The following is a 22820-nucleotide window of genomic DNA, read 5'->3' as shown; positions in this document are numbered from 1 at the left end:
GATTGAGGAAATGATGAAACTTGTTGGCCTCGGAAAGCGTGTGCTGAATGGCCTCGCAGGCGTGGCCCTCAGTGCGGCCCTGGTCGCCTGCGGCGGCGGCGGTGGCTCGGCGGGTACGCCGGTGGTGGGTGGTGGTGGCAACTCTGGCACGCCATCAACCGATACGGCTGCTGTTGCCGTGAGCCTGTCCTCGACCACCGTCACAGCCGGCGCGCCTGCGACGGTCACGGCCACGGTCACCAACAAGGCCGGCACGCCCTTGGCTGGCCTGATCGTCAAGTTCTCGACCGATGGCGGCCTTGGTAGCTTCAGCGCGGCGTCTGCGCTGACCGACGCAGCGGGTGTTGCCACCACGGTCATGTCGCCTGCCAACGCGACGTCCACCGGTGCAGACACGGTCAGGGCCGCAGTCACCTATCTGGACAAGCCCTACAGCGCATCGACGGGCTTCCAGTTGACGGCGACCAACGTCACGATCTCCTCCTTCACCTCCGATGTTGCGAATCTCTCGGCCTATGGCCAGGCCAACCTCACAGTGACCTTGGCAGGTACTTCGGCCACTGCGCCGGTGACCTTGTCAGTGACCTCTTCCTGCACGACCGCCGGCAAGGGCACCTTGACGCCGACGACCCAGACCACGAGCACCGGGCGCGCAACCTTCACTTTCCGTGACGGTGGTTGCGGTGCATTGGCGGCTGCTGAAAACCTCCAGGTGTCGGTTAACGGCACCAGCCTGACCCAGACCCTGGCCCTGCCGGTGAGCTCGCCGTCCGCAGCCAGCATCGGCTTCGTTTCGGCTTCGCCTACAAATATCTATTTGCGCGGTTCCGGCCTGGTCGAGAGCTCCAACGTGACCTTCCAGGTGAAGGACGCCAACAGCAACGGCTTGCCGGGCAGAACGGTGGTGCTGGAGCCCAGCGTGCTGGTCGGTGACCTGCGTCTGGATGACCAGACGGGTGCGGTGACCAAGGTGACCGACAGCAACGGCAATGTGATCGTTCGCATCAACTCGGGTACGGTGCCGACGCCTGTGCGAATCAAGGCGACGCTGCAAGGCAGCAACATCTCCACGGTTTCGAGCTCCCTGGCCATTGCCGTTGGTTTGCCTTCGCAACTGAACTTCTCGATGTCGCCTGCAACGCTGAACATCGAGGGCTTCAACATCCAGGGCGCGCCCAACACCTACACCGTCATTGCCTCGGATCGACTGGGCAATCCGGTGCCGGATGGCACTGCGATCAATTTCGTCTCGGAAGGCGGCCAGATCCAGGCGATCAGGCAGACCTCGCTCAACAGCAATGGCATTGCCACGGCGACCGCCAACTTTGTGTCTTCGGCGCCCGTGCCTGCCGATGGTCGCCTCACCGTCGTGGCATACGCGCTGGGCGAAAAGTCCTTCCTGGACACCAATGGCAACAACGTCTACGACACCGGCGAGGACTTCCAGGACCTGGGCGACCTCTTCCTGGATCGCAAGTACGACGGCTTCTACCAAGCCAGCGAAGACCAGTTCATTTCCCTGGCGACCGGTGATGTCAAGGCCTGCTCAGATGGCGCTTCGGCCTTGTTCAAGCGGGATGAATCTGTGCCAGTACGCCCCAACACCTGCAGTCAGCAGTGGGGCCGCGCCTATGTGCGCAGGGCCGTGCAAACCGTGCTGTCCACCTCGGCGTCGCGTCCGCTTTGGGGAACGACTTGGCATCCGAACGCAGTTGGTGCGGCAGGCTCTTGCGCAGCGCCCGTGACATTGACGACGCACTATGTGGATGACGTTGAGCAGCGCTTGAACTACCGGGTTGTTCACGGTACTCAGCTGTACGGCATGGGCACCGCAAGCACGATCACACTGACACTGGCCGATGCGAATGACGTGGCCCGCAACCCGATGGCTGCCGGGACGGTGGTTGCCTTCGTCACGACGGATGGCTTGTCTGCGACGCTGCTCGGCGGCTCCCCGGTTGCGAATTCGCTGTCGGTCGGCGGCGTGACCTTCAGCTACAAGTTCGACGACAAGACCAGTGAAGGCACGGTCACCATGAATGTCAAATCACCCAGTGGTTTGACCACCTCTGTGTCGATCTTCATCTCGAAGCTTGATTACGGGCAGGCTGTGAAGGATGCACTTCAAAAGCTGTGGGACGCCGACACGGCTACCCCCAAGACGGCGACTGACCCAAGCGACCAGTCCAAGTGGACTGCAGATCAGCGCTATCGCTACAGCCTTGCTGCGTGCACCCCCTGAGAGTCGCCCTCGTCGGCATGCCCGGCGGTGGCAAGTCCACGGTCGGGCGACAACTGGCACGTCAGCTTGACGTGCCTTTTGTCGACTCGGACACCGAGATCGAGAAGCGCATCGGCTGCGCCATCAAGAGCTTCTTCGCCCGAGAGGGCGAAGAGGCTTTTCGCTTGATCGAGAGCGAAGTGATTGCCGGCCTGCTCGCTGCTGATTCAGACATGGTGTTGGCCACCGGCGGTGGCGCGGTGCTGCGCGAGGAGAACCGCGACTGCCTGCATGAGCGCTCAACCGTGCTCTACCTGCGCTCGACGCCGGAGGAACTGTTCCGACGCCTGCGTCATGACACTCAGCGCCCGCTGCTGCAGGTCAAGGACCCGATGGCCAAGCTGCGCGAGCTCTTTGCCGTGCGCGACCCGCTGTACCGCCGGACCGCCCATTTCGTGCTCGAGACCGGCCGTCCCTCGGTGCAGGGTCTGGTCAATATGGTCCTGATGCAATTGGAGCTGGCCGGCCTGGTCAGCCCGATGCGGGTGAAGGCTTCGGTCGGCGCAGAGCCTCACTGAGCGTTTCGCGACGGTTCGCTGTGGCCCGGCGGTGGGTTCGAGCAGGGGCGGCCCGTACACTTGCGGGCATGAGTGCTTCGCCGTTGCCCGTCATCACCGTTCCCATCGCGCTGGATGAGCGCAGCTACGACATCCTGATCGCCCCCGGCCTGCTTGACGCAGCCAGCAGCTGGCAAGGCCTGCCCAAGGCGGCATCCGCATTGATCGTCAGCAACGAGACCGTCGCGCCGCTGTATCTGGAGCGGGTGAGGGCGCAGCTCGGCAGGCATTACGCACGCATCGAGACTGTCGTGCTGCCCGACGGCGAGCAGCACAAGGACTGGGCCTCGCTGAACGCGATCATCGACAAATTGCTTTCCACCGCCAGCGACCGCAAGACGGTGCTCGTGGCCTTGGGCGGCGGTGTGATCGGCGACATGACCGGCTTTGCCGCAGCCATCTATATGCGCGGCGTGCCTTTCGTGCAGGTGCCCACCACGCTGCTCTCGCAGGTCGATTCTTCGGTGGGCGGCAAGACCGCGATCAACCACCCGCTGGGCAAGAACATGGTGGGCGCGTTCTACCAGCCGCAGCGGGTGATCGCTGATCTGGACACCCTGGACACGCTGCCGCCGCGCGAGTTGTCGGCCGGCCTGGCCGAGGTGATCAAGTACGGCCCCATCGCCGATGCTGCCTTCCTCGACTGGATCGAAGCCAATCTCAATGCCTTGCTCGCGCGAGACAAAGCGGCCCTGGCGTATGCCGTGCAACGCAGCTGCGAGATCAAGGCCTGGGTCGTGGGCCAGGACGAGCGAGAAAGCGGCATCCGCGCCATCCTCAATTTCGGCCACACCTTCGGCCATGCGATTGAAACCGGCATGGGCTATGGCGAATGGCTGCACGGCGAGGCGGTCGGCTGCGGCATGGTGATGGCTGCTGAGCTGTCGGTGCGCCTGGGGCCGATGCCGGCCGAGTTTGCAGCGCGCATGCGCCGCCTGATCGAGCGAGCGGGCCTGCCGGTCGTCGGACCCAAACTCGGTACCGAACGCTATCTTGAGCTGATGCGGGTCGACAAGAAGGCCGAAGGCGGCGAGATCCGCTTCGTGCTGATCGAGGCCATGGGTCGGGCCGGCATGCACAGTGCGCCCGATGCGCTGGTGGCCGAAGTGCTGGACCACTGCACCGCCTGAACCGAACCGAAGAACACCACGATGCGCGCTGCCTACGCCTGCCACCCCCACCAGAGCAAAGGCCGCCGCTACCCCGAGCCGGCCGCGCCCACGCGCAGCGAGTTCCAGCGCGACCGCGATCGCATCGTGCACAGCACGGCCTTCCGTCGCCTGGTCTACAAGACGCAAGTCTTTCTGAACCATGAAGGCGACCTGTTCCGCACGCGCCTGACGCATTCGCTGGAGGTCGCTCAGCTGGGCCGCTCCATCGCTCGAAGCCTGGGGCTGGATGAAGACCTGGTCGAGACGGTGGCTCTGGCGCACGACCTCGGCCACACGCCTTTCGGCCACGCCGGCCAGGACGTGCTGGATGATTGCATGAAGGACTTTGGCGGCTTCGAGCACAACCTGCAGAGCCTGCGTGTGGTTGATCAACTGGAGCAGCGCTACCCGGCCTTCGATGGGCTCAACCTCACGTTCGAATCGCGCGAGGGCATCCTGAAGCATTGCTCGCGGCGCAACGCGCAGGCGCTGGAAGCTCTTGAGCCTGGCGGCGTGGCCGCCCGATTCCTGAATGGCACGCAGCCCAGTCTCGAAGCCCAGTTGTGCAATCTGGCGGATGAAGTCGCCTACAACGCCCATGACGTTGACGACGGCGTGCGCTCCGGCCTGGTCACGCTGGAACAGCTGGAAGCAGTGCCGCTGGTGCAGCGCTACCTGCGCGAGGCCTTGGCCGAGTACCCCCAGCTGAGCGCCAAGCGCCTGCTCGCTGAAACCATCCGCCGCATGCTCTCGGCCCAGGTCTACGACATCATCGATGCCAGCCGCGCCCTTTTGCAGGAGGCCGCGCCGCCTGACGCCGATGCCGCCCGCGCCGGCCCGCCGCTGCTGCGCTTCAGCGCCGACATGCGTGCGGCCAGCACCGAGCTCAAGCGCTTCCTGTTTGCCAATCTCTACCGCCATCGCCAGGTGGCTGAGACGCGCATGAAGGCCGAGGCCGTACTGCGCGATCTGTTTCGCATCTACTTTGAAGATCCGGCCCAATTGCCCGAGGAGTTCGCCAGTGCAGACGACATTCCGCGCGCCGTGGCCGACTACATCGCCGGCATGACCGACCGCTACGCGCTGCGTGAGCATCAGCGTCTGACCGGGCAGCAGTTGTTCCCGGCCTAGCTCGCGCAATAATGGGGACAGACTCAACTGTCCGGTTCCCCACATGGCCCGATTGCCCCGGCTTGCCGTTCCCGGCCAGCCCCATCACCTGATACAGCGCGGCCTGAATCGTCAGGCCATCGTCACCGACGACCACGACCGCCAGCGCTTGCTGGACGAGCTGCGTGAATGCGCTGCAACGCACAAGGTGGCCATCCATGCCTATGTGCTGATGGACAACCACCTGCACCTGCTGGCGACGCCTGAGACGGCGGAAGGCTTGAGCCGGATGATGCAGTCGCTCGGCCGGCGCTATGTTGCTGCCTTCAACAAGCGACATTCGCGCAGCGGCACGCTCTGGGATGGCCGCTTCCGCGCCGCGCCCATCGAAGCAGGCGCCTACCTGCTGGCGTGCATGCGCTATGTGGAGCTCAACCCGCTGCGCAGCCAGTTGGCTGCGCAGCCGGGCGAGTACCGATGGTCCAGCGCCGCCCACCACCTGGGCCAGCGCCGCGACCCGCTCGTCTTTGACCATGCCTTGTTCTGGGCTACCGGCAACACGCCGTTTGAACGGGAGCTGGGCTGGAAGGCCTGGCTGGAGCAGGGCTGCAGCGCTGCCGAGTGGCGGGTGCTGACCGAAGCCGCCCAGAAAGGCTGGCCGCTCGGCTCGGCCGGCTTTCTGCTGGGTCTGGCGCAGGACACCGAGCGCCCTTTACAGCCGCGCAAAAGAGGGCGCCCCGCGGGCCGCAAGACGGATTCCAGCCGCGGAGCATGACTATGTCCCCATTTAAATGAATCAAGCAGGCGACGAATCTATCAAAAGGAGTCTGACCCCATTTGTTCGTTCTTGAATGTAATGCTGCAGCGCAGTAATCTCGCGGCTCACTTTTGCCCATGTTGGAGAGCGCCGTGAGCACGATCACCCAGGCCGCACAGATTCAAGCCGAAATTGCCGAGTTGACCGCCAACGGTCTCTACCGCCCCAGCAATGAAAAGGACGCATGCGGCCTTGGCTTCGTTGCTCACATCAAGGGCCAGAAGGCGCATGCCATCGTCCAGCAGGGCCTGAAGATCCTCGAGAACCTGGACCACCGGGGCGCCGTCGGTGCCGACAAGCTGATGGGCGACGGCGCCGGCATCCTGATCCAGATCCCGGACGAGTACTACCGCGAGGAGATGGCCAAGCAAGGTATCGAGCTGCCGCCCCCCGGCGAATACGGTGTCGGCATGATCTTCCTGCCCAAGGAACACGCCTCCCGCCTGGCCTGCGAACAGGAACTCGCCCGCGCCATCAAGGCCGAGGGTCAGGTCTTGATCGGCTGGCGCGACGTGCCGGTGGATGCCGAGCTGCCGATGTCGCCGACCGTGCGCGAGAAGGAGCCGATCATTCGGCAGATCTTCATCGGCCGCGGCCCGGACATCATTGTTCCGGACGCCCTGGAGCGAAAGCTCTACGTGATCCGCAAGACCGCATCGAGCGCCATCCAGGCCCTGAAGCTGACCCACAGCCGTGAGTACTACGTGCCCAGCATGAGCTGCCGCACCGTGATCTACAAGGGCTTGCTGCTCGCCGACCAGGTGGGTGCCTACTACAAGGACTTGAGCGACCCGCGCGTGGTCTCGGCCATCGCCCTGGTGCACCAGCGCTTCTCGACCAACACCTTCCCTGAGTGGCCACTGGCCCACCCCTACCGCATGGTCGCCCACAACGGCGAGATCAACACGGTCAAGGGCAACTTCAACTGGATGCGCGCCCGCGAAGGCGTGATGAAGTCGCCGGTGCTGGGCGACGACCTGAAGAAGCTCTACCCGATCAGCTTCGAGCACCAGTCCGACACGGCCACCTTCGACAATGCCATCGAGCTCTTGACGATGAGCGGTTACCCGCTCGCGCATGCCGCCATGATGATGATCCCGGAAGCCTGGGAACAGCATGAGCTGATGGACGAGCGCCGTCGCGCCTTCTATGAATACCACGCGGCCATGATGGAACCCTGGGACGGCCCGGCCGCCATGGTCTTCACCGACGGCCGCCAGGTTTGCGCAGCACTCGACCGCAATGGCCTGCGCCCGGCACGCTATGTGGTGACCGACGACGATCTGGTCGTGCTGGCCTCCGAGTCCGGCGTCCTGCCGATTCCGGAAAGCAAGATCGTCAAGAAGTGGCGCCTGCAGCCGGGCAAGATGTTCCTGATCGATCTGGAGCAGGGCCGCATCGTCGACGACGAAGAGCTGAAGACCCAGTTCGCCAATGCGCGGCCGTATCGCCAGTGGATCGAGAACGTCCGCGTCAAGCTTGACGACATCGAGGTTGGCGCGGTCAAGCCGGCCGAATTCGCCAGCTCGCTGCTGGACCGCCAGCAGGCCTTCGGCTTCACGCAGGAAGACATCAAGTTCCTGCTCGCGCCAATGGCGGCGAACGGCGAAGAAGGCATCGGGTCCATGGGCAACGATTCGCCGCTGGCCGTGCTCTCGAGCAAGGACAAGCCGCTCTACAACTACTTCAAGCAGCTGTTCGCCCAGGTCACGAACCCGCCGATCGACCCGATTCGCGAAGCCATCGTGATGTCGCTGAACAGCTTCGTCGGCCCCAAGCCGAATCTGCTGGACATCAACGCGATCAACCCGCCGATGCGGCTGGAGGTGTCGCAGCCGGTGCTGGACTTCGAGGACATGGCGCGCCTGCGCGGCATCGAGGCCCACACGCATGGCAAGTTCAAGCCCTTCGAACTGGACATCAGCTACCCGCGTGAGTGGGGCCGTGAAGGCGTCGAAGCCCAGCTGGCTTCGCTGTGCGCTTCGGCCGTGGATGCGATCAAGACCGGCCACAACATCCTGATCATCACGGACCGCCACCTCAGCAGCTCGCGCATTGCGATCCCCGCGCTGCTGGCCCTCTCAGCCATCCACCACCACCTGGTGCGTGAAGGCCTGCGCACGACGGCGGGGCTGGTGGTCGAAACCGGCACGGCCCGCGAAGTGCATCACTTCGCCGTGTTGGCCGGCTATGGCGCGGAAGCGATCCACCCCTACCTTGCGCTGGAAACGCTGACGGCCATGAGCAGCGAGCTGCCGGGCAACCTCTCGGCAGACAAGGCGATCTACAACTACATCAAGGCCGTGGGCAAGGGCCTGTCGAAGATCATGTCCAAGATGGGCATCTCGACCTATATGTCCTACTGCGGCGCGCAGATCTTCGAGGCCATCGGCCTGAAGGCCGACTTCGTCGAGAAGTACTTCCGCGGCACACCCACGCAGGTTGGCGGCATCGGCGTGTTCGAGGTGGCGGAAGAAGCCATCCGCCTGCACACGGCGGCCTTCGGCGACGACCCGGTGCTCGAGAACATGCTGGAAGCTGGCGGCGAATACGCCTGGCGCAGCCGTGGCGAAGAGCATATGTGGACGCCGGATGCCATCGCCAAGCTGCAGCACAGCGCGCGCTCGGGCAAGTTCGACACCTACAAGGAATACGCGCAGATCATCAACGACCAGAGCAAGCGCCACATGACGCTGCGCGGCCTGTTCGAGTTCAAGTTTGATCCGACCAAGGTCGTGCCGATCGAGGAGGTCGAATCGGCCGCCGAGATCGTCAAGCGCTTCGCCACCGGCGCGATGTCGCTGGGCTCCATTTCTACCGAGGCCCATGCCACGCTGGCCGTGGCCATGAACCGCATCGGCGGCAAGAGCAACACGGGCGAGGGCGGTGAAGACCCGGCGCGCTATCGCAATGAACTGAAGGGTATCAAGATCACGGCCGGCACCAAGGTGTCCGACGTGATCGGCGGCAAGGTCATCGCGGTCGACTACGAGCTGAAGGAAGGCGACTCGCTGCGTTCCAAGATCAAGCAGGTCGCCTCGGGCCGCTTTGGCGTGACCACCGAGTACCTGGTCAGCGCCGACCAGATCCAGATCAAGATGGCCCAGGGCGCCAAGCCGGGCGAGGGCGGCCAGCTGCCGGGCGGCAAGGTGAGCGAGTACATCGGCATGCTGCGCCACTCGGTGCCGGGCGTGGGCCTCATCAGCCCGCCGCCGCACCACGACATCTATTCGATCGAAGACCTGGCCCAGCTGATCCACGACCTGAAGAACGTGAACCCCAAGGCCGACGTGTCGGTCAAGCTGGTGTCGGAAGTGGGCGTGGGCACCATCGCCGCCGGCGTGACCAAGGCCAAGGCCGACCATCTGGTGATCGCGGGCCATGACGGTGGCACAGGCGCTTCGCCGTGGTCCTCCATCAAGCATGCAGGCACGCCGTGGGAGCTGGGCTTGGCCGAAGCGCAACAGACGCTGGTGCTGAACCGTCTGCGCGGCCGTGTGCGCGTGCAGGCCGATGGCCAGATGAAGACTGGCCGCGACGTCGTGATCGGCGCGCTCCTCGGTGCTGATGAATTCGGCTTCGCCACCGCACCGCTGGTGGCCGAAGGCTGCATCATGATGCGCAAGTGCCACCTGAACACCTGCCCGGTGGGCGTGGCGACGCAGGACCCGCTGCTGCGCGCCAAGTTCTCGGGCAAGCCCGAGCATGTCGTCAACTACTTCTTCTTCGTGGCTGAAGAGGCGCGCCAGATCATGGCGCAGCTCGGTATCCGCAAGTTCGACGAACTGATCGGCCGCTCCGACCTGCTCGACACCCGCAAGGGCATCAGCCACTGGAAGGCCAAGGGCCTGGACTTCAGCCGCGTGTTCCACCGCCCGGCCGTGCCGGCCGATGTGGCCCGCATCCATGTCGACAAGCAGGACCATGGCCTGGAGCGTGCTCTTGACGTCAAGCTGATCGAAAAGTGCCTGCCCGCCTTCGAGAAGGGCGAGAAGGTGCAGTTCATGCAGCAGGTGACCAATGTGCGCCGCACCGTGGGCGCCATGCTGTCGGGCGAGCTGATCCGCCGCCGTCCTGAAGGCCTGCCGGACCAGACCGTCTTCATCCAGATGGAAGGCACGGGCGGCCAGAGCTTCGGCGCCTTCCTGGCGCAGGGCATCACCTTCTACCTGATCGGCGACGCGAACGACTACACCGGCAAGGGCCTGTCCGGCGGACGCGTGGTGGTGCGCCCGAGCATCGACTTCCGCGGCGACGCGACCAAGAACATCATCGTCGGCAACACCGTGCTCTACGGTGCAACGCGCGGCGAGGCCTTCTTCCGTGGCGTGGCTGGCGAGCGTTTCGCAGTGCGCCTGTCCGGCGCCTCAGCCGTGGTCGAAGGCACCGGCGACCATGGTTGCGAATACATGACCGGCGGTACCGTCGTGGTGCTCGGCAAGACCGGCCGCAACTTTGCTGCCGGCATGAGCGGCGGCATTGCCTACGTCTATGACGAGGACGGCCACTTCGCCCGCCGCTGCAACACCGCCCAGGTTGCACTGGAAAGGGTGTTGCCGGCGCACGAGCAGGAGGCTGGCGTCGACAAGGCCATCTGGCACCACCTGCATGGCGCGGAGCAGCAGACCGACGAAGCGATCCTGAAGAAGCAGATCGAGGACCACCACCGCTGGACGGGCAGCCAGCGCGCGCGCGACATCCTCGACCACTGGGCCGAGTCGCGCGCCAAGTTCGTCAAGGTGTTCCCGCACGAATACCGCCGTGCGCTCGGCGAGATCCATGCGGCCAAGCAGGCCGCGGCGACCATCGAAGTCGCCAAGTCGCCCGCCGCCCAGCCCGCCGTCAAGGCCTGAAGCCGCAACCGCCAGAGGAAGGAAGAATCATGGGAAAAGTCACCGGCTTCATGGAATACGAGCGCCTGGACGAGGGCTATGAGCCCGTCACCGCCCGGGTCAAGAACTACAAGGAATTCGTCATCGGCCTGAACACCGAGCAGGCGAAGGTGCAGGGCGCGCGCTGCATGGATTGCGGCACGCCGTTCTGCAACAACGGCTGCCCGGTCAACAACATCATTCCGGACTTCAACGACCTGGTCTACAAGGGCCGGACAGAAGACTGGAAGAGCGCCATCGCGGTCCTGCACTCGACCAACAACTTCCCCGAGTTCACCGGCCGCATCTGCCCCGCGCCCTGCGAGGCGGCCTGTACGCTGAACGTGAATGACGACGCGGTGGGCATCAAGTCCATCGAGCACGCCATCATCGACCGCGCCTGGGACGAGGGCTGGGTCAAGCCTCAGCTGCCCAAGCTCAAGACCGGCAAGACCGTGGCCGTGGTGGGCTCCGGCCCGGCCGGCATGGCGGCGGCTCAGCAGCTGGCGCGCGCCGGCCACAGCGTCACGCTGTTCGAGAAGAATGATCGCGTCGGCGGCCTGCTGCGCTACGGCATCCCCGACTTCAAGATGGAGAAGAGCCATATCGACCGCCGCGTCGAGCAGATGCAGGCCGAAGGCGTGACCATACGCACCGGTGTGCTGGTCGGCTCGCTGCCTGAAGGCTCCAAGGTCACCAACTGGGCCAAGGAGACTGTTTCAGCAGAGGAGCTGAAGGCCCAGTTCGACGCCGTGCTGCTGACCGGCGGCGCCGAAGCCTCGCGCGACCTGCCCGTGCCGGGCCGCGACCTGGCGGGCATCCATTTCGCCATGGAATTCCTGCCGCAGCAGAACAAGGTCAACGCAGGTGACAAGCTCAAAGGCCAGATCCGTGCGGACGGCAAGCACGTCATCGTCATCGGCGGCGGCGACACCGGCAGCGACTGCGTGGGCACCAGCAACCGCCATGGCGCCAAGAGCGTCACCCAGTTCGAGCTGATGCCGCAGCCGCCGGAAGAGGAAGACCGCCCGCTGACCTGGCCCTACTGGCCGATCAAGCTGCGCACCTCGTCCAGCCATGAAGAAGGCTGCGAGCGCGAGTTCGCCATCGCCACCAAGGAGTTCCTCGGCGAAAAGGGCCGGCTTACCGGCGTCAAGACGGTGCGCGTGGAATGGCAGGGCGGCAAGATGGTCGAGGTGCCAGGGTCCGAGCAGGTGCTGAAGGCCGACCTGGTCTTCCTGGCCATGGGCTTTGTGGCTCCGGTGGCGACCGTGCTGGAAGCCTTCGGCGTCAGCAAGGATGCCCGCGGCAACGCCAAGGCCTCCACCGACTTCACGGGCGGCTATGCCACCAATGTGGCCAAGGTGTTTGCCGCTGGCGACATGCGCCGGGGCCAGTCGCTGGTGGTCTGGGCGATCCGCGAAGGTCGCCAGGCGGCCCGTGCCGTGGACGAGTTCCTGATGGGCGAGAGCGCCTTGCCGCGCTGAAATCCGGCACCAGGAGCGCAGAGCCACCTTCGGGTGGCTCTTTTCATTTCAGGCTGTTGCGCTTGCTTACCTGGGCGAACCACTTGTCGGTCGGGCCCTAGCGCTCGTCGGCCCGGCTCATTAATTTGCCAACTTTTGCAGGACATTGGCGTGACAGGTGCCCACAATTGCGCCAAAGACCCATGCCAAAGGGAACACTACGGCCCCACGTCCGTTGATCCCAACGCACAGAAAGTACAGCCAAGATCATGAACAAGCTCCAGTTCTCCAGCCGCTCCACGCTTCAGCAAGGCTTTACCCTGGTGGAGCTGCTGATCGTCGTGGCCATCATCGGTATTCTTGCTGCGGTAGCGATACCCAGCTACAAGGACTATCTGCGCCGCAGCCAGCTGCCGGAGGCCACCTCAGCCCTGGCCACGCTGCGCATCAGGTTTGAGCAGTATTACCAGGACAACCGCAACTTCGGCACCACCAGCTGCACCAACGGCGCGGTGGCCCTCAGCGGTACGGCGCTGGGCGCCACCAAGTTCACCATCAGCTGCGAGCTCACCGACAGCGGCCAGGGCTATGCGCTCACGGCGACCGGCTCCTCTGGCCAGGCGGTCGGGCATGTCTTCACGCTCAACCAGAGCAACGCCCAGAGCACGACCAAGTTCAAGGGCGAGGATGTCAGCGGCAAGAGCTGCTGGCTGCTGAAAGGCGACGAATGCTGAGCCTCCAGCGTGAGCGCGGCTTTTCCATGGTCGAGATGATCGTGGTGATGGTCATCATCGGCGTCTTGCTGGCGGTGGCCATGCCCCAGGCCAGCGAATGGATGCGCAACCTCCGGGTCCGCAACGCTGCCGAGTCGATCAAGAGCGGCCTGGACCTGGCGCGCATGGAGGCGCTCAAGCGCAACAGCGTCGTGGGCTTCTGGCTGGTGGCTGACAGCACTTCCAAGGTGCCGACCGACTCCTGCGCCCTGTCGTCGAGCTCGCCGGCCTGGGTGGTCAGCGTTTCTGATCCCGAGGGCAAGTGCGGTACCGCGCCCTCGCTGACGACGGAGCCGCAATTGGTGCAACGATCCACGGCCTCGGAGAACGCGGACAACCTGACGGTCGAGGCGCTGTCATCCACCGGCGACGCTGCCACCCGCGTGATGTTCAATGGCCTGGGCCAGGTGCAGACAGTTGCTGGCACCAACAGCCTGCAGACGATAGACGTGAACGCGACCACCGGCACCACGCGGCGCCTGCGCATCGTGGTGGAAAGCGGCGGCGCAATCCGCACCTGTGATCGCGATGTCAGTGCGGGCGATGCCCGGGTCTGCCCCACTTTGTGAGGTTTCATATGCGAGCCCTCCAACACCCCCGCCTCCTGACACGCCGACGCCTGCGCGGCGTGGCCATGATCGAGGCCATGATCGCCATCCTGATCTTTGCCTTCGGCGTGCTCGGCCTGGTGGGCCTGCAAGCCGCCATGACGCAGGCGCAGACCACCGGCAAGATCCGCGCCGACGCGGCCAATCTGGCGGCCGATCTGTTTGCCATGGTTCAGACCGATCACGCCACCATGCTCAGCCAGTACAGCACCGCCAATTGCCCGGGCTATTCGCGCTGCAATGACTGGAAGGTCAAGGTGCAGTCGGTGCTGCCGGCCGCGGAAGTGGTCATGGTGGCCAATGAGGCAACGCGAACCGTCCAGGTGACGCTGAGCTGGCAGCAAGGCCAGGAATCGCGCAGCCAATATTCCTCCAGCATGATGTGGCAGCAATGATTCAGCTTTCAGAATTCCGCGTCCGCAGTGCCCAGGCTGGCTTCACGCTGGTGGAGCTGATGGTGGGTGTCGTGGTGGGCCTGCTGGCAACCCTGATGATCGCCAAGGTGCTCGGCTTCGCCGAAGGCCAGCGCCGCAGCGCCACCTCGGGTTCAGATTCGCAGGTCAACGGCGGCTTGGCCATCTACAGCCTGGATCGCCAGCTCAAGATGGCGGGCTACGGTGTCACGGTGGAGGGTGCCGCGCTGGGCTGCACGCTCACGGGCACATTTGGCGGCGCAGCGCCAGCCACCCTGCCTGCGGTGCTCGCACCCGTGCTGATCACGGCGGGCGCCAGCGGGGCGCCAGATTCGATCCGCATGCTCTCCAGTACCAAGGCGAGCTTTGCAGTGCCGGCCAAGCTGACGGCACCGTTCTACGACCCCACAGATGTCGTGGGCGACAAGGCAAGACGCATCGCGCTGACCTCCTCGCTCGGCATGAGCCAGAATGACTTGATGGCCCTGGTGTACCAGGACACGGTGCCGGCCGGCCCGCAGCGGACCTGCCAGTTGTTCCAGATTTCAACGACGCCGGGCCTGAAGGAGATCACTCGCAACACCGCCGGGTCCTGGAATGCAGCAGGCTTTCCGGATGCCGTGGCCGCCGAGGGCGCTTTCCTCGTGAACCTCGGTGCGCTCAACGATGTGACGTTCTCGGTCACGTCGGATTTCCGCCTGCGCCAGACCACCCGTTCGGTGCGTGACCAGACCAGTACCGACCAGGACCTGCAGTCCAACATCGTCGGGCTCGTGGCCTATTACGGCAAGGACACGACCGGCGACGACGTGATCGACACCTTCGACAAGACCACGCCCACTACCAACGCGGGCTGGTTGCGGGTGCGCGCCATACGCATCGCTCTGCTGGCGCGCAGTGGCCAGTTCGAGAAGGAGGAGGTCACGACGGCCTCGCCGGCATGGGACGTGGGCACCTTCGCCAGCGTCAGCGGCAGCGCCACCTGTGGCAGCCGCAAGTGCGTCACGCTCAAGGCAGACGTGACCACGGACTGGAAACACTACCGCTACAAGGTGTTCGAGTTGCTGGTGCCACTGCGCAACCAGCTCTGGCGCGCGGACTTCGCACCGGCCGCCTCGGCGCCATCAGCACCAGCTACTCCATGAGGCCCGACATGGCTCGCAGCAAATTCATGCATCCCGTGATGGCCGGCGCCCGGCGCGTGCAGCGAGGCATCTCGCTGGTGTTCGCGCTGATGGGTCTGGTGGTCCTGACGCTCGGCGCGGTGGCCCTGCTTCGCTCGATCGACACCGGCCTGATGGTGCTGGGGAATCTGGGTTTCAAGCAGGACACGCTGGCCGCTGCCTCGGTGGGCACCGAGAGTGCGATCAACTGGATCCAGGGCTCGACCATCGACACGCTGACGAAGACGCAGGCAGCGCTGGGCTATTCGGCTGTGGCCATGGCCAACCTTGAAGCGGCCGGTCCGCGTGCGGATGCGGACCCCACCAGCAAGGCCGTGCTGGTGGACTGGCTGGGCAATGACTGCAACGTCCCGGGGCTCAAGGGCCGCGAGGTCACGGTCTGCAACCTGCCGGGTTTCCTGCCCGATGTCGGCCAGAACAAGATCCGCTACTACATCACCCGGCTGTGCGCCAACGAAGGCCTGCCGGACTCGCTGAATGACTGCGTCAAGCCAGTGGTGCTTTCCACGACGGGCACGACCAGTCAGCGCGGCGCACTGGGCTACGGCTCAAGTGTCCGTTTCACCGACATCAGCCCGGGTACCTACTTCCGCATCATCACGCGGGTAGAAGGTGTGCGCGGCACGGTCAGCTATACCGAGACCCTGGTCCATTTCTGAGACCGGCAGAGCGTTTCCAGATTCGAGAGGCTGTCATGAACGCAAGCAAACATTCCTCCGCGCCGCGCCACATCCTGGCCCTCGCCCTTGGCATGCTGACCACGGCCCTGACGCCGGTTCAGGCCGGAATCACCGACATCGCCACGGCACCGCTGTTCACGACCAGCACAACCGTCGTGAAGCCCAATGTGATGTTCGTGCTGGACGACTCGGGCAGTATGGCCTGGGACTACATGCCCGACATCGCCCGCTTCGGCACCTCCGACTACAACTCGGTCTATGGGCGGCGCTCATCGCAGTGCAATGGCCTGGCCTTTGACCCGACCAAGGACTACGCATTGCCTTTGACTGCTGCCGGCGTGGAAGTGGCCAATGCCAGCCAGGACTTCCTCAGCGGCACCTACAACGACTCCGCCAGCTACCTGTCCACCGGCGATGTCAACAACACCTCGAACAAGAACCGCGTGACGGCCGTCGAGGGCGATGCCGCCGTGGTCGCTACCACCGTCAAGAGCGTTGGCAGCACCATCAATGTGACGGTGAACAGCAATACGGTGCTCTATTACTCGAGCAACGGCGGCATGATCGTCACACTGTTCGGCAGCACGGTGCCCGACTGGCGTGGTCGCTTCTCCTACCTCAGCAGCGCCTACATGATCGGCAAGGTCACGGGCTGGAACTCCGGCACCAAGGTGTTGACGGTCCAGGTGCTGCAAACGGTGGGCTCAGGATCGATCGACCGCCTGTACGTCGGCGTCGGCTCAGCCATCGACAACGTCTACTACAGCTACAGCGGCAGCCAGGCCAAACTGGACTACTCCTACACCAGCAGCGGCGTTGACACTACCAAGGGCACATACGGCGATTGCAGTGCGGCCATTGGCTCCGACGCTGGCAAGGGCGTCTTCACGGCCAACCTGGTGCTGCCCGGCTCGACCCATGCCCAGAAGTACGCCAACTGGTACTACTACTACAGCACACGCATGCGGATGATGAAGACCAGCCTGACCAAGGCCTTCTCGCCGCTGAACGACAGCTACCGCATTGGCTTCATGTCGATCAACGACAACACCGAGGAAGGCATCCTGAACATTCGCGACTTCGGCACGACTGGCTCCGGTGCGGAGGAGATCGACCAGAAGGCCTTGTTCTATGCGCGTGTCAATGGCGCCAAGCCGTCCAGCAGCACGCCCTTGCGCGCTGCGCTTTCCAAGGCCGGCCTGTACTTCGCCAAGAAGATCGACGGCCAGACCTATGACCCGGTGCAGTATTCCTGCCAGAAGAACTTCACCATCCTTTCGACCGACGGCTACTGGAACGGCGACGCCGGCTACAAGATCGACGGCACCACGGCCGTGGGCCAGCAGGACGGTGGTTCGGTCGCGCGCCCGATGTTCGACGGCGGCAATGCCATCGGCAAGACGGTCGAGACCTGGCGAGAGACCTCGACCCGCCTGCACACCGTGGAGACGCCGAAGACGAAGACGAGCTCGGTCACGGTGACGAAGAACGTGCCGACCACGACCTTCCTTACCAACACCTATTCCATCGGCACGCTCACGTCCAACTCGGGTCTGACGATTTCCAGCTTCACGCGCAGTTGCAGCGGCAGCTACAGCTGCACGGTCACCGTGCAGACCTCGAGCAGCCACGGGTTCTCGACGGGCGACAAGATCGCTGTCAGCGGGACCAGCAATGCTGCCTACCACGGCGTGTTCTCCATCACGAGGACTGGCAGCAAGAGCTTCACCTATGTGATCACAGGCACGGGCTCGGCGCCAGGCACGCCGACCTATGGCTCGGCCAAGCTTGCTGAAAGCCCGAGTGGCTGCCCGATAGGCCAGGGTGCGGTGACACGCACCGAGGGCACCTACACCACCGGTGTCCTGGACGTGAAGCGAACCGACACCAACTGGAGCTACAGCACGACAGTCGTCGAGAGCTGGGCGACCCCGACGGACTACACCCGCACGGTCACGACGGTGGACGGGGTGCTCAGCTCCGATGTCACGACGAACAGCGTCGGTTCCATCGTCAAGACTGCGGTTTCGACGACTTCCAGCGAACCCGTGTCTGCCCTGCAGCCCACCGTCAATGGCGCCGGTCATGGCAATGCATACACCACGGGCAATACCACCTTGGGTACCTATGCCATGGGCTGTGCTGCGACCAAGCCGTCCAACACCACGGTCACCACGACCCTGGCCGCAGAGACGTCGGCCACCACCAGCTCGCCAGGTACTTATGTGAACGGCACCAGTGTCACGACCGATGGCACTGCCACCAATGTCGTTGGCGAGAAGACCACCACGACCACGACCACGGCCTCCACCGGCGGCTCGATGGACAGCCTGGCCGATGTGGCCATGTACTACTACCAGACCGACCTGCGCGACAGCACGTTGAGCAATTGCACCGGATCGCTGGGCAACGCGGTGTGCGACAACAACGTCAAGGCCACGGGCGCCGACACCGCCCTGTGGCAGCACATGAGCACCTATACGCTGGGCTTGGGCCTGAGCGGCTTGCTGAAGTACCAGGCCGACTACGACACCGCAGACTCGGGCGACTTCAAGAAGATCAAGGGCGGCGACCTGAACTGGCCGGCGCCCTCCAGCGACGCCGTGGCGAATATCGATGACCTCTGGCATGCTGCGGTAAATGGCCGTGGCCGCTACTTCAGCGCCACGGACCCTGCCACCCTGTCTGCCAGCCTTTCCGCCGCGCTCAGTTCCATCACCGCCATGACCGGTTCTTCTTCGGCTGCTGCAACCAGCACGCTGCAGCCGGTGGAGGGCGACAACGGCGTCTTCATCGCGCAATTCCTGTCCTCGGAATGGACCGGCGACCTGAAGGCCTACAAGATGGACGTCAAGACCGGTGCGGTGTCCACGGCGAAGGCCGATGAGCAGTGGTCGGCCGGCGACCTGTTGGTGGCCGACACCGTGGACAAGAAGCGCAAGATCTACTACTTCAAGGGCGGCGCCGGCAATACAGGAACCTTGCGCGAATTCAACTACACCAACCTGTCGACCGACGGCATGAACAGCTATGTCGACGGTGCCTGCTCGAAGACCCCGGCCCTGACCCAATGCGCGAGTGCCGGCGCGACCTTGCTCGCCAGCCTCAACTCGGGCGAGAACATGGTGACCTTCCTGCGCGGCACGCCGCAGACCCAGTACCGCGTGCGCAGCAAGGTTCTGGGCGACATCGTCAATTCTTCGCCCATCTATGTGGCCCAGCCTGGCTTCTCGTACACGGAGAACGGCTATGCAACCTTCAAGTCCACCAATGCAGCGCGGGCCAAGACGCTCTATGTGGGCGCCAACGACGGCATGCTGCACGCCTTCAATGCCGTGGATGGCACGGAACGCTGGGCCTACATCCCGCGCCTGGTGATGAACAACCTGTACCGTCTTGGCGACTCCTTCTACGAGTCCAAGCACCTGTACTTCGTTGACGCAACGCCGGTCGTTGGCGACGTGTTCAATGGCACCGAGTGGCGGACCATTCTGGTGGGCGGCCTCAACTCCGGCGGCAAGGGCTACTACGCCCTGGACGTCACCGATCCGGCCAACCCGGTGGCGCTGTGGGAGTTCACCGACTCCCGCATGGGCTACACCTACGGCAACCCGATCATCACCAAGCGCAAGGGTGGCGCCTGGGTCGTGGCCTTCACCTCGGGCTACAACAATACCTCTGATGGCAAGGGCTACCTGTTCGTCGTCAATGCACTGACAGGCGCGCTGGAATCCGATGCCGGCGTCATCAGCACCGGTGAAGGCAGCGCAAGCGACCCCAGTGGCCTGGGCAAGCTCAATGCCTGGATCGCGGCAGACACCGACAACACGGCGCTGCGCTATTACGCCGGCGACCTGCTGGGCAATATCTGGCGCTTCGATATCGACGGCAATCTCGAGCCCAAGAAGGCCGCCATGAAGCTGGGCCAGGCGATCAAGTCGGGTGTGCCGCAGCCGATCACGACCGCGCCCCAGGTCGCGGAGATCGAGGCCAACGGCAGCAAGCATGCCGTGGTCTACATCGGCACCGGCCGCTACCTTGGCAAGACCGACGTGACCAATGCCGACGTGCAAAGCATCTATGCGGTCAAGGACAGTCTGAGTGCCACCGGCCTGGGTGACCTGCGCGCGGAGGATGCGAAGCTGGTCAAGCAGGTGATCGAGGACCCGGAAGCGAGCATTCGCAAGGTCAAGGAAGGCACGACGGTGGACTGGAGCACCAACAACGGCTGGTATCTGGACCTGCCCTCGACCCGCGAACGCGTCAACGTGGACATGCAACTGGCCTTCAGCATGCTGACAGTTGCCGGCAATATCCCGGGCAACACGGCAACGGACTGCGACAAGGCACAGGACGGTACCTCCTACATCTATCAGCTGAATGTGGTCAGCGGCCGTGGCACGGCCACCAAGCTGAGCTCGATGGTTGCAGGTCTGAGCACCGTGCAACTGGCCGATGGCACGGGCGTCACGGTCGTGACCAAGACCGATGCCTCGGCACCGGATCCGCTGACCGTGCCGCCGTCCTCGATGGCCAACGCCAAGGCCCGCCGCAGCTCGTGGCGCGAGTTGATCGATTGAGCGGAACGGGGTGGCGGTCCACCCCGCTGCTGGTCTGTACCGGGCTGGCGGTGGGGGGGCATCTGATGCTGGCCCTGCTGGGATGGCGGGGGCCGGCTTCGGCGCATTCGGGCCCATCGGTGGCCTTGAACGTGAGGATGTTGCAGGCCGCAGGCCCGCCAGTGTCTGCCGAGCTGGCATCGTCGATTGACGCTGCTGCGCAGGAATCCGAACAACGCAGCGGCGCCGTCTCGGCACAGCTGGCAGCGAGCCAGCCGGAAGCTGCCCCGGGGCCTCGGTTCGACGAGCGCGCCTATCTGAGCAGGCGCGAGTTGACGGTCGGCCCCGCGATGAAGGTCGAGGTGCCGCTGGTCTGGCCGCCCGAAGGGGTGCTCGCGGGTCACTATGAAGATGTGGCCGTGCTGTTCATTGATGAATACGGCCAGGTCCAGCGAGTGTTCTTCGAAGGCAATGCCCTGCCTCAGCTGCTGCAGATCCAGGCGCAGGAGGCCTTCTTCGCATCCCGCTTCTCACCCGGCGAGCTGAATGGGCGCGCGAGCAAATCACGCATCCGCGTGCAGGTGGCCTTTGATTCGCCGGGGCATGTCCGACGGGGTGGGTCAGGACTGTGACAGTGGCCTCCGGCGGGTATCAGGTGTTTCCCCTATGATGGGCGCTTTCCGGCCGCGCGCCCCCTGGGTGGGCGGCTTCGACCCAAGCCCCGAGGCACATGGCCCCAACCACTATTCAGTCCACCCGGTCCGACCTGCCGCTGATTGAGCTCCGCAATGTCACCTGCGGTTATGGTGGCCGGGTCATTCTCGAGAACGTCAACCTGGAAGTCCGGCGCGGTGAGGTGCTGGCACTGATTGGTACCTCCGGCGGTGGCAAGACCACCGTGCTGCGCCTGCTCGGCCGTCAGCTCCGCCCCTTGTCCGGCCAGGTGCTGTTCGATGGCCAGGACCTGGCGCCGCTGAACCTTGAGCAGCTCTATGCCGTGCGTCGCCGCATGGGCATGCTGTTCCAGTTCGGCGCCTTGTTCACCGACCTCTCGGTGTTCGAGAACGTGGCCTTTCCGCTGCGTGAGCACACCAGCTTGAGTGAAGTCATGATGCGCGACCTGGTGCTGATGAAGCTCAACGCGGTGGGCCTGCGCGGCTCCCGCGACCTGATGCCCTCAGAGATCTCGGGCGGCATGGCGCGGCGCGTGGCGCTGGCGCGTGCCATTGCGCTAGACCCTGACGTGGTGCTCTACGACGAGCCCTTCGCCGGCCTGGACCCGATTTCACTGGGCGTGGCCGCCCGGCTGATCCGCGACTTGAACGATGCGCTGGGCCTCACCAGCATCATCGTTTCGCACGACCTGCACGAGACCTTCGAGATCGCTGACCGCGTGGCCATGGTGGCCAACGGCCGCGTGGTCGCGCAGGGCACGCCGGACGAGCTTCGCAACAGCGAAGACCCGCTGGTCAAGCAGTTCGTGGGTGCTCATGCCGACGGCCCAGTGCGCTTCCATCAGCCGGCCGCACCGGTGGCTGTCGACTTCGGACTGGGAGTCGCCGCATGATGGCCTTCACTGCATCCATCGGCCTCGCGCTGCGCGAGAAGCTGGCCGGCATTGGCTGGGGCGCCCGGCTGTTCGCCCAGATCCTGGCCCGTTCGCTGCAGGCGCTGGCGCGCTTCTCGCTGATCCGCGAGCAGGTGTTCTTCCTGGGCAATCGCTCGTTGTCCATCATCGGCGTGTCGGGGCTCTTTGTCGGGTTCGTGCTGGCTCTGCAGGGTTACTACACCTTGCAGCGTTACGGCTCGGCCGAGGCGGTGGGCCTGCTGGTCGCATTGAGCCTGGTGCGTGAGCTGGGGCCAGTGGTCACGGCCTTGCTTTTCGCAGGCCGCGCTGGCACTTCGCTCACTGCTGAAATCGGCTTGATGAAAGCCGGCGAGCAGCTGACTGCAATGGAAATGATGGCGGTCGATCCACTGACCCGCGTGCTGTCGCCGCGCTTCTGGGGCGGCTTCATCGCGATGCCGCTGCTGGCGGCCGTGTTCTCGGCCGTTGGCGTGATCGGCGGCTGGCTGGTGGCCGTGCCGCTGATCGGCATCGATGGCGGTTCGTTCTGGTCGCAGATGCAGGGCGGGGTCGACGTGTTTGCCGATGTCGGCAACGGCGTGATCAAGAGCCTGGTCTTTGGTGTCACCGTGACCTTCGTCGCCCTGCAGCAGGGTTATGCATGCTCGCCCACTCCCGAAGGCGTGGCGCAGGCGACGACGCGCACGGTGGTGATTTCTTCTCTGGCGGTACTGGCATTCGATTTCATGCTCACCGCCATGATGTTCTCGATTTGAGGGAGTT

At 64.5% G+C, this 22820-nt stretch carries 16 protein-coding genes; all 16 read left to right on the top strand.

What is annotated here, in order from left to right; genetic code table 11:
• Positions 1 to 10: 10 nt before the first annotated feature.
• The 16 genes from V3596_RS12505 (at position 11) to mlaE (ending at position 22813) form a co-directional block, all read left to right on the top strand.
• Positions 11 to 2242 (top strand): hypothetical protein, encoded by a 2232-nt coding sequence (locus tag V3596_RS12505; RefSeq protein ID WP_334278083.1) that lies wholly within the window; start codon positions 11 to 13, stop codon positions 2240 to 2242.
• Entirely contained in the window at positions 2239 to 2799 is a 561-nt protein-coding gene (locus V3596_RS12500) for a shikimate kinase (protein WP_334278457.1), read from the top strand. The genes V3596_RS12505 and V3596_RS12500 overlap by 4 nt, the downstream gene beginning before the upstream one ends.
• A gap of 68 nt (positions 2800 to 2867) precedes the next feature.
• On the top strand, positions 2868 to 3968 hold the full coding sequence (gene aroB / locus V3596_RS12495) for a 3-dehydroquinate synthase (RefSeq protein WP_334278082.1): 1101 nt from the start codon (positions 2868 to 2870) through the stop codon (positions 3966 to 3968).
• Between the two features lie 21 nt (positions 3969 to 3989).
• On the top strand, positions 3990 to 5120 hold the full coding sequence (locus V3596_RS12490; protein ID WP_334278081.1) for a deoxyguanosinetriphosphate triphosphohydrolase: 1131 nt from the start codon (positions 3990 to 3992) through the stop codon (positions 5118 to 5120).
• Positions 5121 to 5163: 43 nt separating this feature from the next.
• Positions 5164 to 5874, top strand: coding sequence for a transposase (locus V3596_RS12485; protein WP_334278080.1), 711 nt, complete (start codon positions 5164 to 5166; stop codon positions 5872 to 5874).
• Positions 5875 to 6017: 143 nt separating this feature from the next.
• Positions 6018 to 10769: a glutamate synthase-related protein gene (locus tag V3596_RS12480; RefSeq protein ID WP_334278456.1), complete on the top strand. Its 4752-nt coding sequence runs from the start codon at positions 6018 to 6020 to the stop codon at positions 10767 to 10769.
• A 29-nt stretch (positions 10770 to 10798) separates the two neighbouring features.
• Positions 10799 to 12274 carry a glutamate synthase subunit beta gene (locus V3596_RS12475; protein WP_334278079.1) on the top strand — a complete coding sequence of 492 codons (1476 nt, stop codon included), beginning with the start codon at positions 10799 to 10801 and terminating at the stop codon, positions 12272 to 12274.
• A 248-nt stretch (positions 12275 to 12522) separates the two neighbouring features.
• The gene (locus tag V3596_RS12470; protein WP_334278078.1) at positions 12523 to 12987 is read left to right on the top strand and encodes a type IV pilin protein; all 465 of its coding nucleotides are present in this window, start codon (positions 12523 to 12525) and stop codon (positions 12985 to 12987) included.
• Positions 12981 to 13595 (top strand): GspH/FimT family pseudopilin, encoded by a 615-nt coding sequence (locus V3596_RS12465; protein WP_334278077.1) that lies wholly within the window; start codon positions 12981 to 12983, stop codon positions 13593 to 13595. The genes V3596_RS12470 and V3596_RS12465 overlap by 7 nt, the downstream gene beginning before the upstream one ends.
• 8 nt (positions 13596 to 13603) lie before the next feature.
• On the top strand, positions 13604 to 14029 hold the full coding sequence (locus V3596_RS12460; RefSeq protein ID WP_334278076.1) for a type IV pilus modification PilV family protein: 426 nt from the start codon (positions 13604 to 13606) through the stop codon (positions 14027 to 14029).
• Complete coding sequence (locus V3596_RS12455; RefSeq protein ID WP_334278075.1) at positions 14026 to 15192, top strand: PilW family protein; 1167 nt, start codon at positions 14026 to 14028, stop codon at positions 15190 to 15192. Before V3596_RS12460 ends, V3596_RS12455 begins: the two co-directional genes overlap by 4 nt.
• An 8-nt stretch (positions 15193 to 15200) precedes the next feature.
• Positions 15201 to 15890: a pilus assembly PilX family protein gene (locus V3596_RS12450; protein ID WP_334278074.1), complete on the top strand. Its 690-nt coding sequence runs from the start codon at positions 15201 to 15203 to the stop codon at positions 15888 to 15890.
• 35 nt (positions 15891 to 15925) lie between these two features.
• A complete protein-coding gene (locus tag V3596_RS12445) occupies positions 15926 to 20491 on the top strand; it encodes a PilC/PilY family type IV pilus protein (RefSeq protein WP_334278073.1) in 4566 nt (1521 codons plus the stop codon).
• A gap of 65 nt (positions 20492 to 20556) precedes the next feature.
• Complete coding sequence (locus V3596_RS12440; RefSeq protein WP_334278072.1) at positions 20557 to 21102, top strand: hypothetical protein; 546 nt, start codon at positions 20557 to 20559, stop codon at positions 21100 to 21102.
• A gap of 98 nt (positions 21103 to 21200) precedes the next feature.
• Positions 21201 to 22037: an ABC transporter ATP-binding protein gene (locus tag V3596_RS12435; protein WP_334278071.1), complete on the top strand. Its 837-nt coding sequence runs from the start codon at positions 21201 to 21203 to the stop codon at positions 22035 to 22037.
• Positions 22034 to 22813 carry a lipid asymmetry maintenance ABC transporter permease subunit MlaE gene (gene mlaE / locus V3596_RS12430; protein WP_395385471.1) on the top strand — a complete coding sequence of 260 codons (780 nt, stop codon included), beginning with the start codon at positions 22034 to 22036 and terminating at the stop codon, positions 22811 to 22813. The genes V3596_RS12435 and mlaE overlap by 4 nt, the downstream gene beginning before the upstream one ends.
• Positions 22814 to 22820: the final 7 nt, after the last annotated feature.

Origin of the sequence: Roseateles microcysteis (assembly GCF_036880965.1) — a bacterium.
Taxonomy (GTDB): Bacteria; Pseudomonadota; Gammaproteobacteria; order Burkholderiales; family Burkholderiaceae_C; genus JAUASW01.
Note: the sequence above shows the minus strand (reverse complement) of the source record. Positions and strands in the feature narration are given on the sequence as shown.

Bases quoted from the DNA above. Each gene is read 5' to 3' on its own strand.
- V3596_RS12505 (WP_334278083.1), top strand. From the start codon at position 11: ATGATGAAACTTGTTGGCCTCGGAAAGCGTGTGCTGAATGGCCTCGCA.
- aroB (WP_334278082.1), top strand. From the start codon at position 2,868: ATGAGTGCTTCGCCGTTGCCCGTCATCACCGTTCCCATCGCGCTGGAT.
- V3596_RS12490 (WP_334278081.1), top strand. From the start codon at position 3,990: ATGCGCGCTGCCTACGCCTGCCACCCCCACCAGAGCAAAGGCCGCCGC.
- V3596_RS12485 (WP_334278080.1), top strand. From the start codon at position 5,164: ATGGCCCGATTGCCCCGGCTTGCCGTTCCCGGCCAGCCCCATCACCTG.
- V3596_RS12475 (WP_334278079.1), top strand. From the start codon at position 10,799: ATGGGAAAAGTCACCGGCTTCATGGAATACGAGCGCCTGGACGAGGGC.
- V3596_RS12470 (WP_334278078.1), top strand. From the start codon at position 12,523: ATGAACAAGCTCCAGTTCTCCAGCCGCTCCACGCTTCAGCAAGGCTTT.
- V3596_RS12465 (WP_334278077.1), top strand. From the start codon at position 12,981: ATGCTGAGCCTCCAGCGTGAGCGCGGCTTTTCCATGGTCGAGATGATC.
- V3596_RS12460 (WP_334278076.1), top strand. From the start codon at position 13,604: ATGCGAGCCCTCCAACACCCCCGCCTCCTGACACGCCGACGCCTGCGC.
- V3596_RS12455 (WP_334278075.1), top strand. From the start codon at position 14,026: ATGATTCAGCTTTCAGAATTCCGCGTCCGCAGTGCCCAGGCTGGCTTC.
- V3596_RS12450 (WP_334278074.1), top strand. From the start codon at position 15,201: ATGGCTCGCAGCAAATTCATGCATCCCGTGATGGCCGGCGCCCGGCGC.
- V3596_RS12445 (WP_334278073.1), top strand. From the start codon at position 15,926: ATGAACGCAAGCAAACATTCCTCCGCGCCGCGCCACATCCTGGCCCTC.
- V3596_RS12440 (WP_334278072.1), top strand. From the start codon at position 20,557: ATGCTGGCCCTGCTGGGATGGCGGGGGCCGGCTTCGGCGCATTCGGGC.
- V3596_RS12435 (WP_334278071.1), top strand. From the start codon at position 21,201: ATGGCCCCAACCACTATTCAGTCCACCCGGTCCGACCTGCCGCTGATT.
- mlaE (WP_395385471.1), top strand. From the start codon at position 22,034: ATGATGGCCTTCACTGCATCCATCGGCCTCGCGCTGCGCGAGAAGCTG.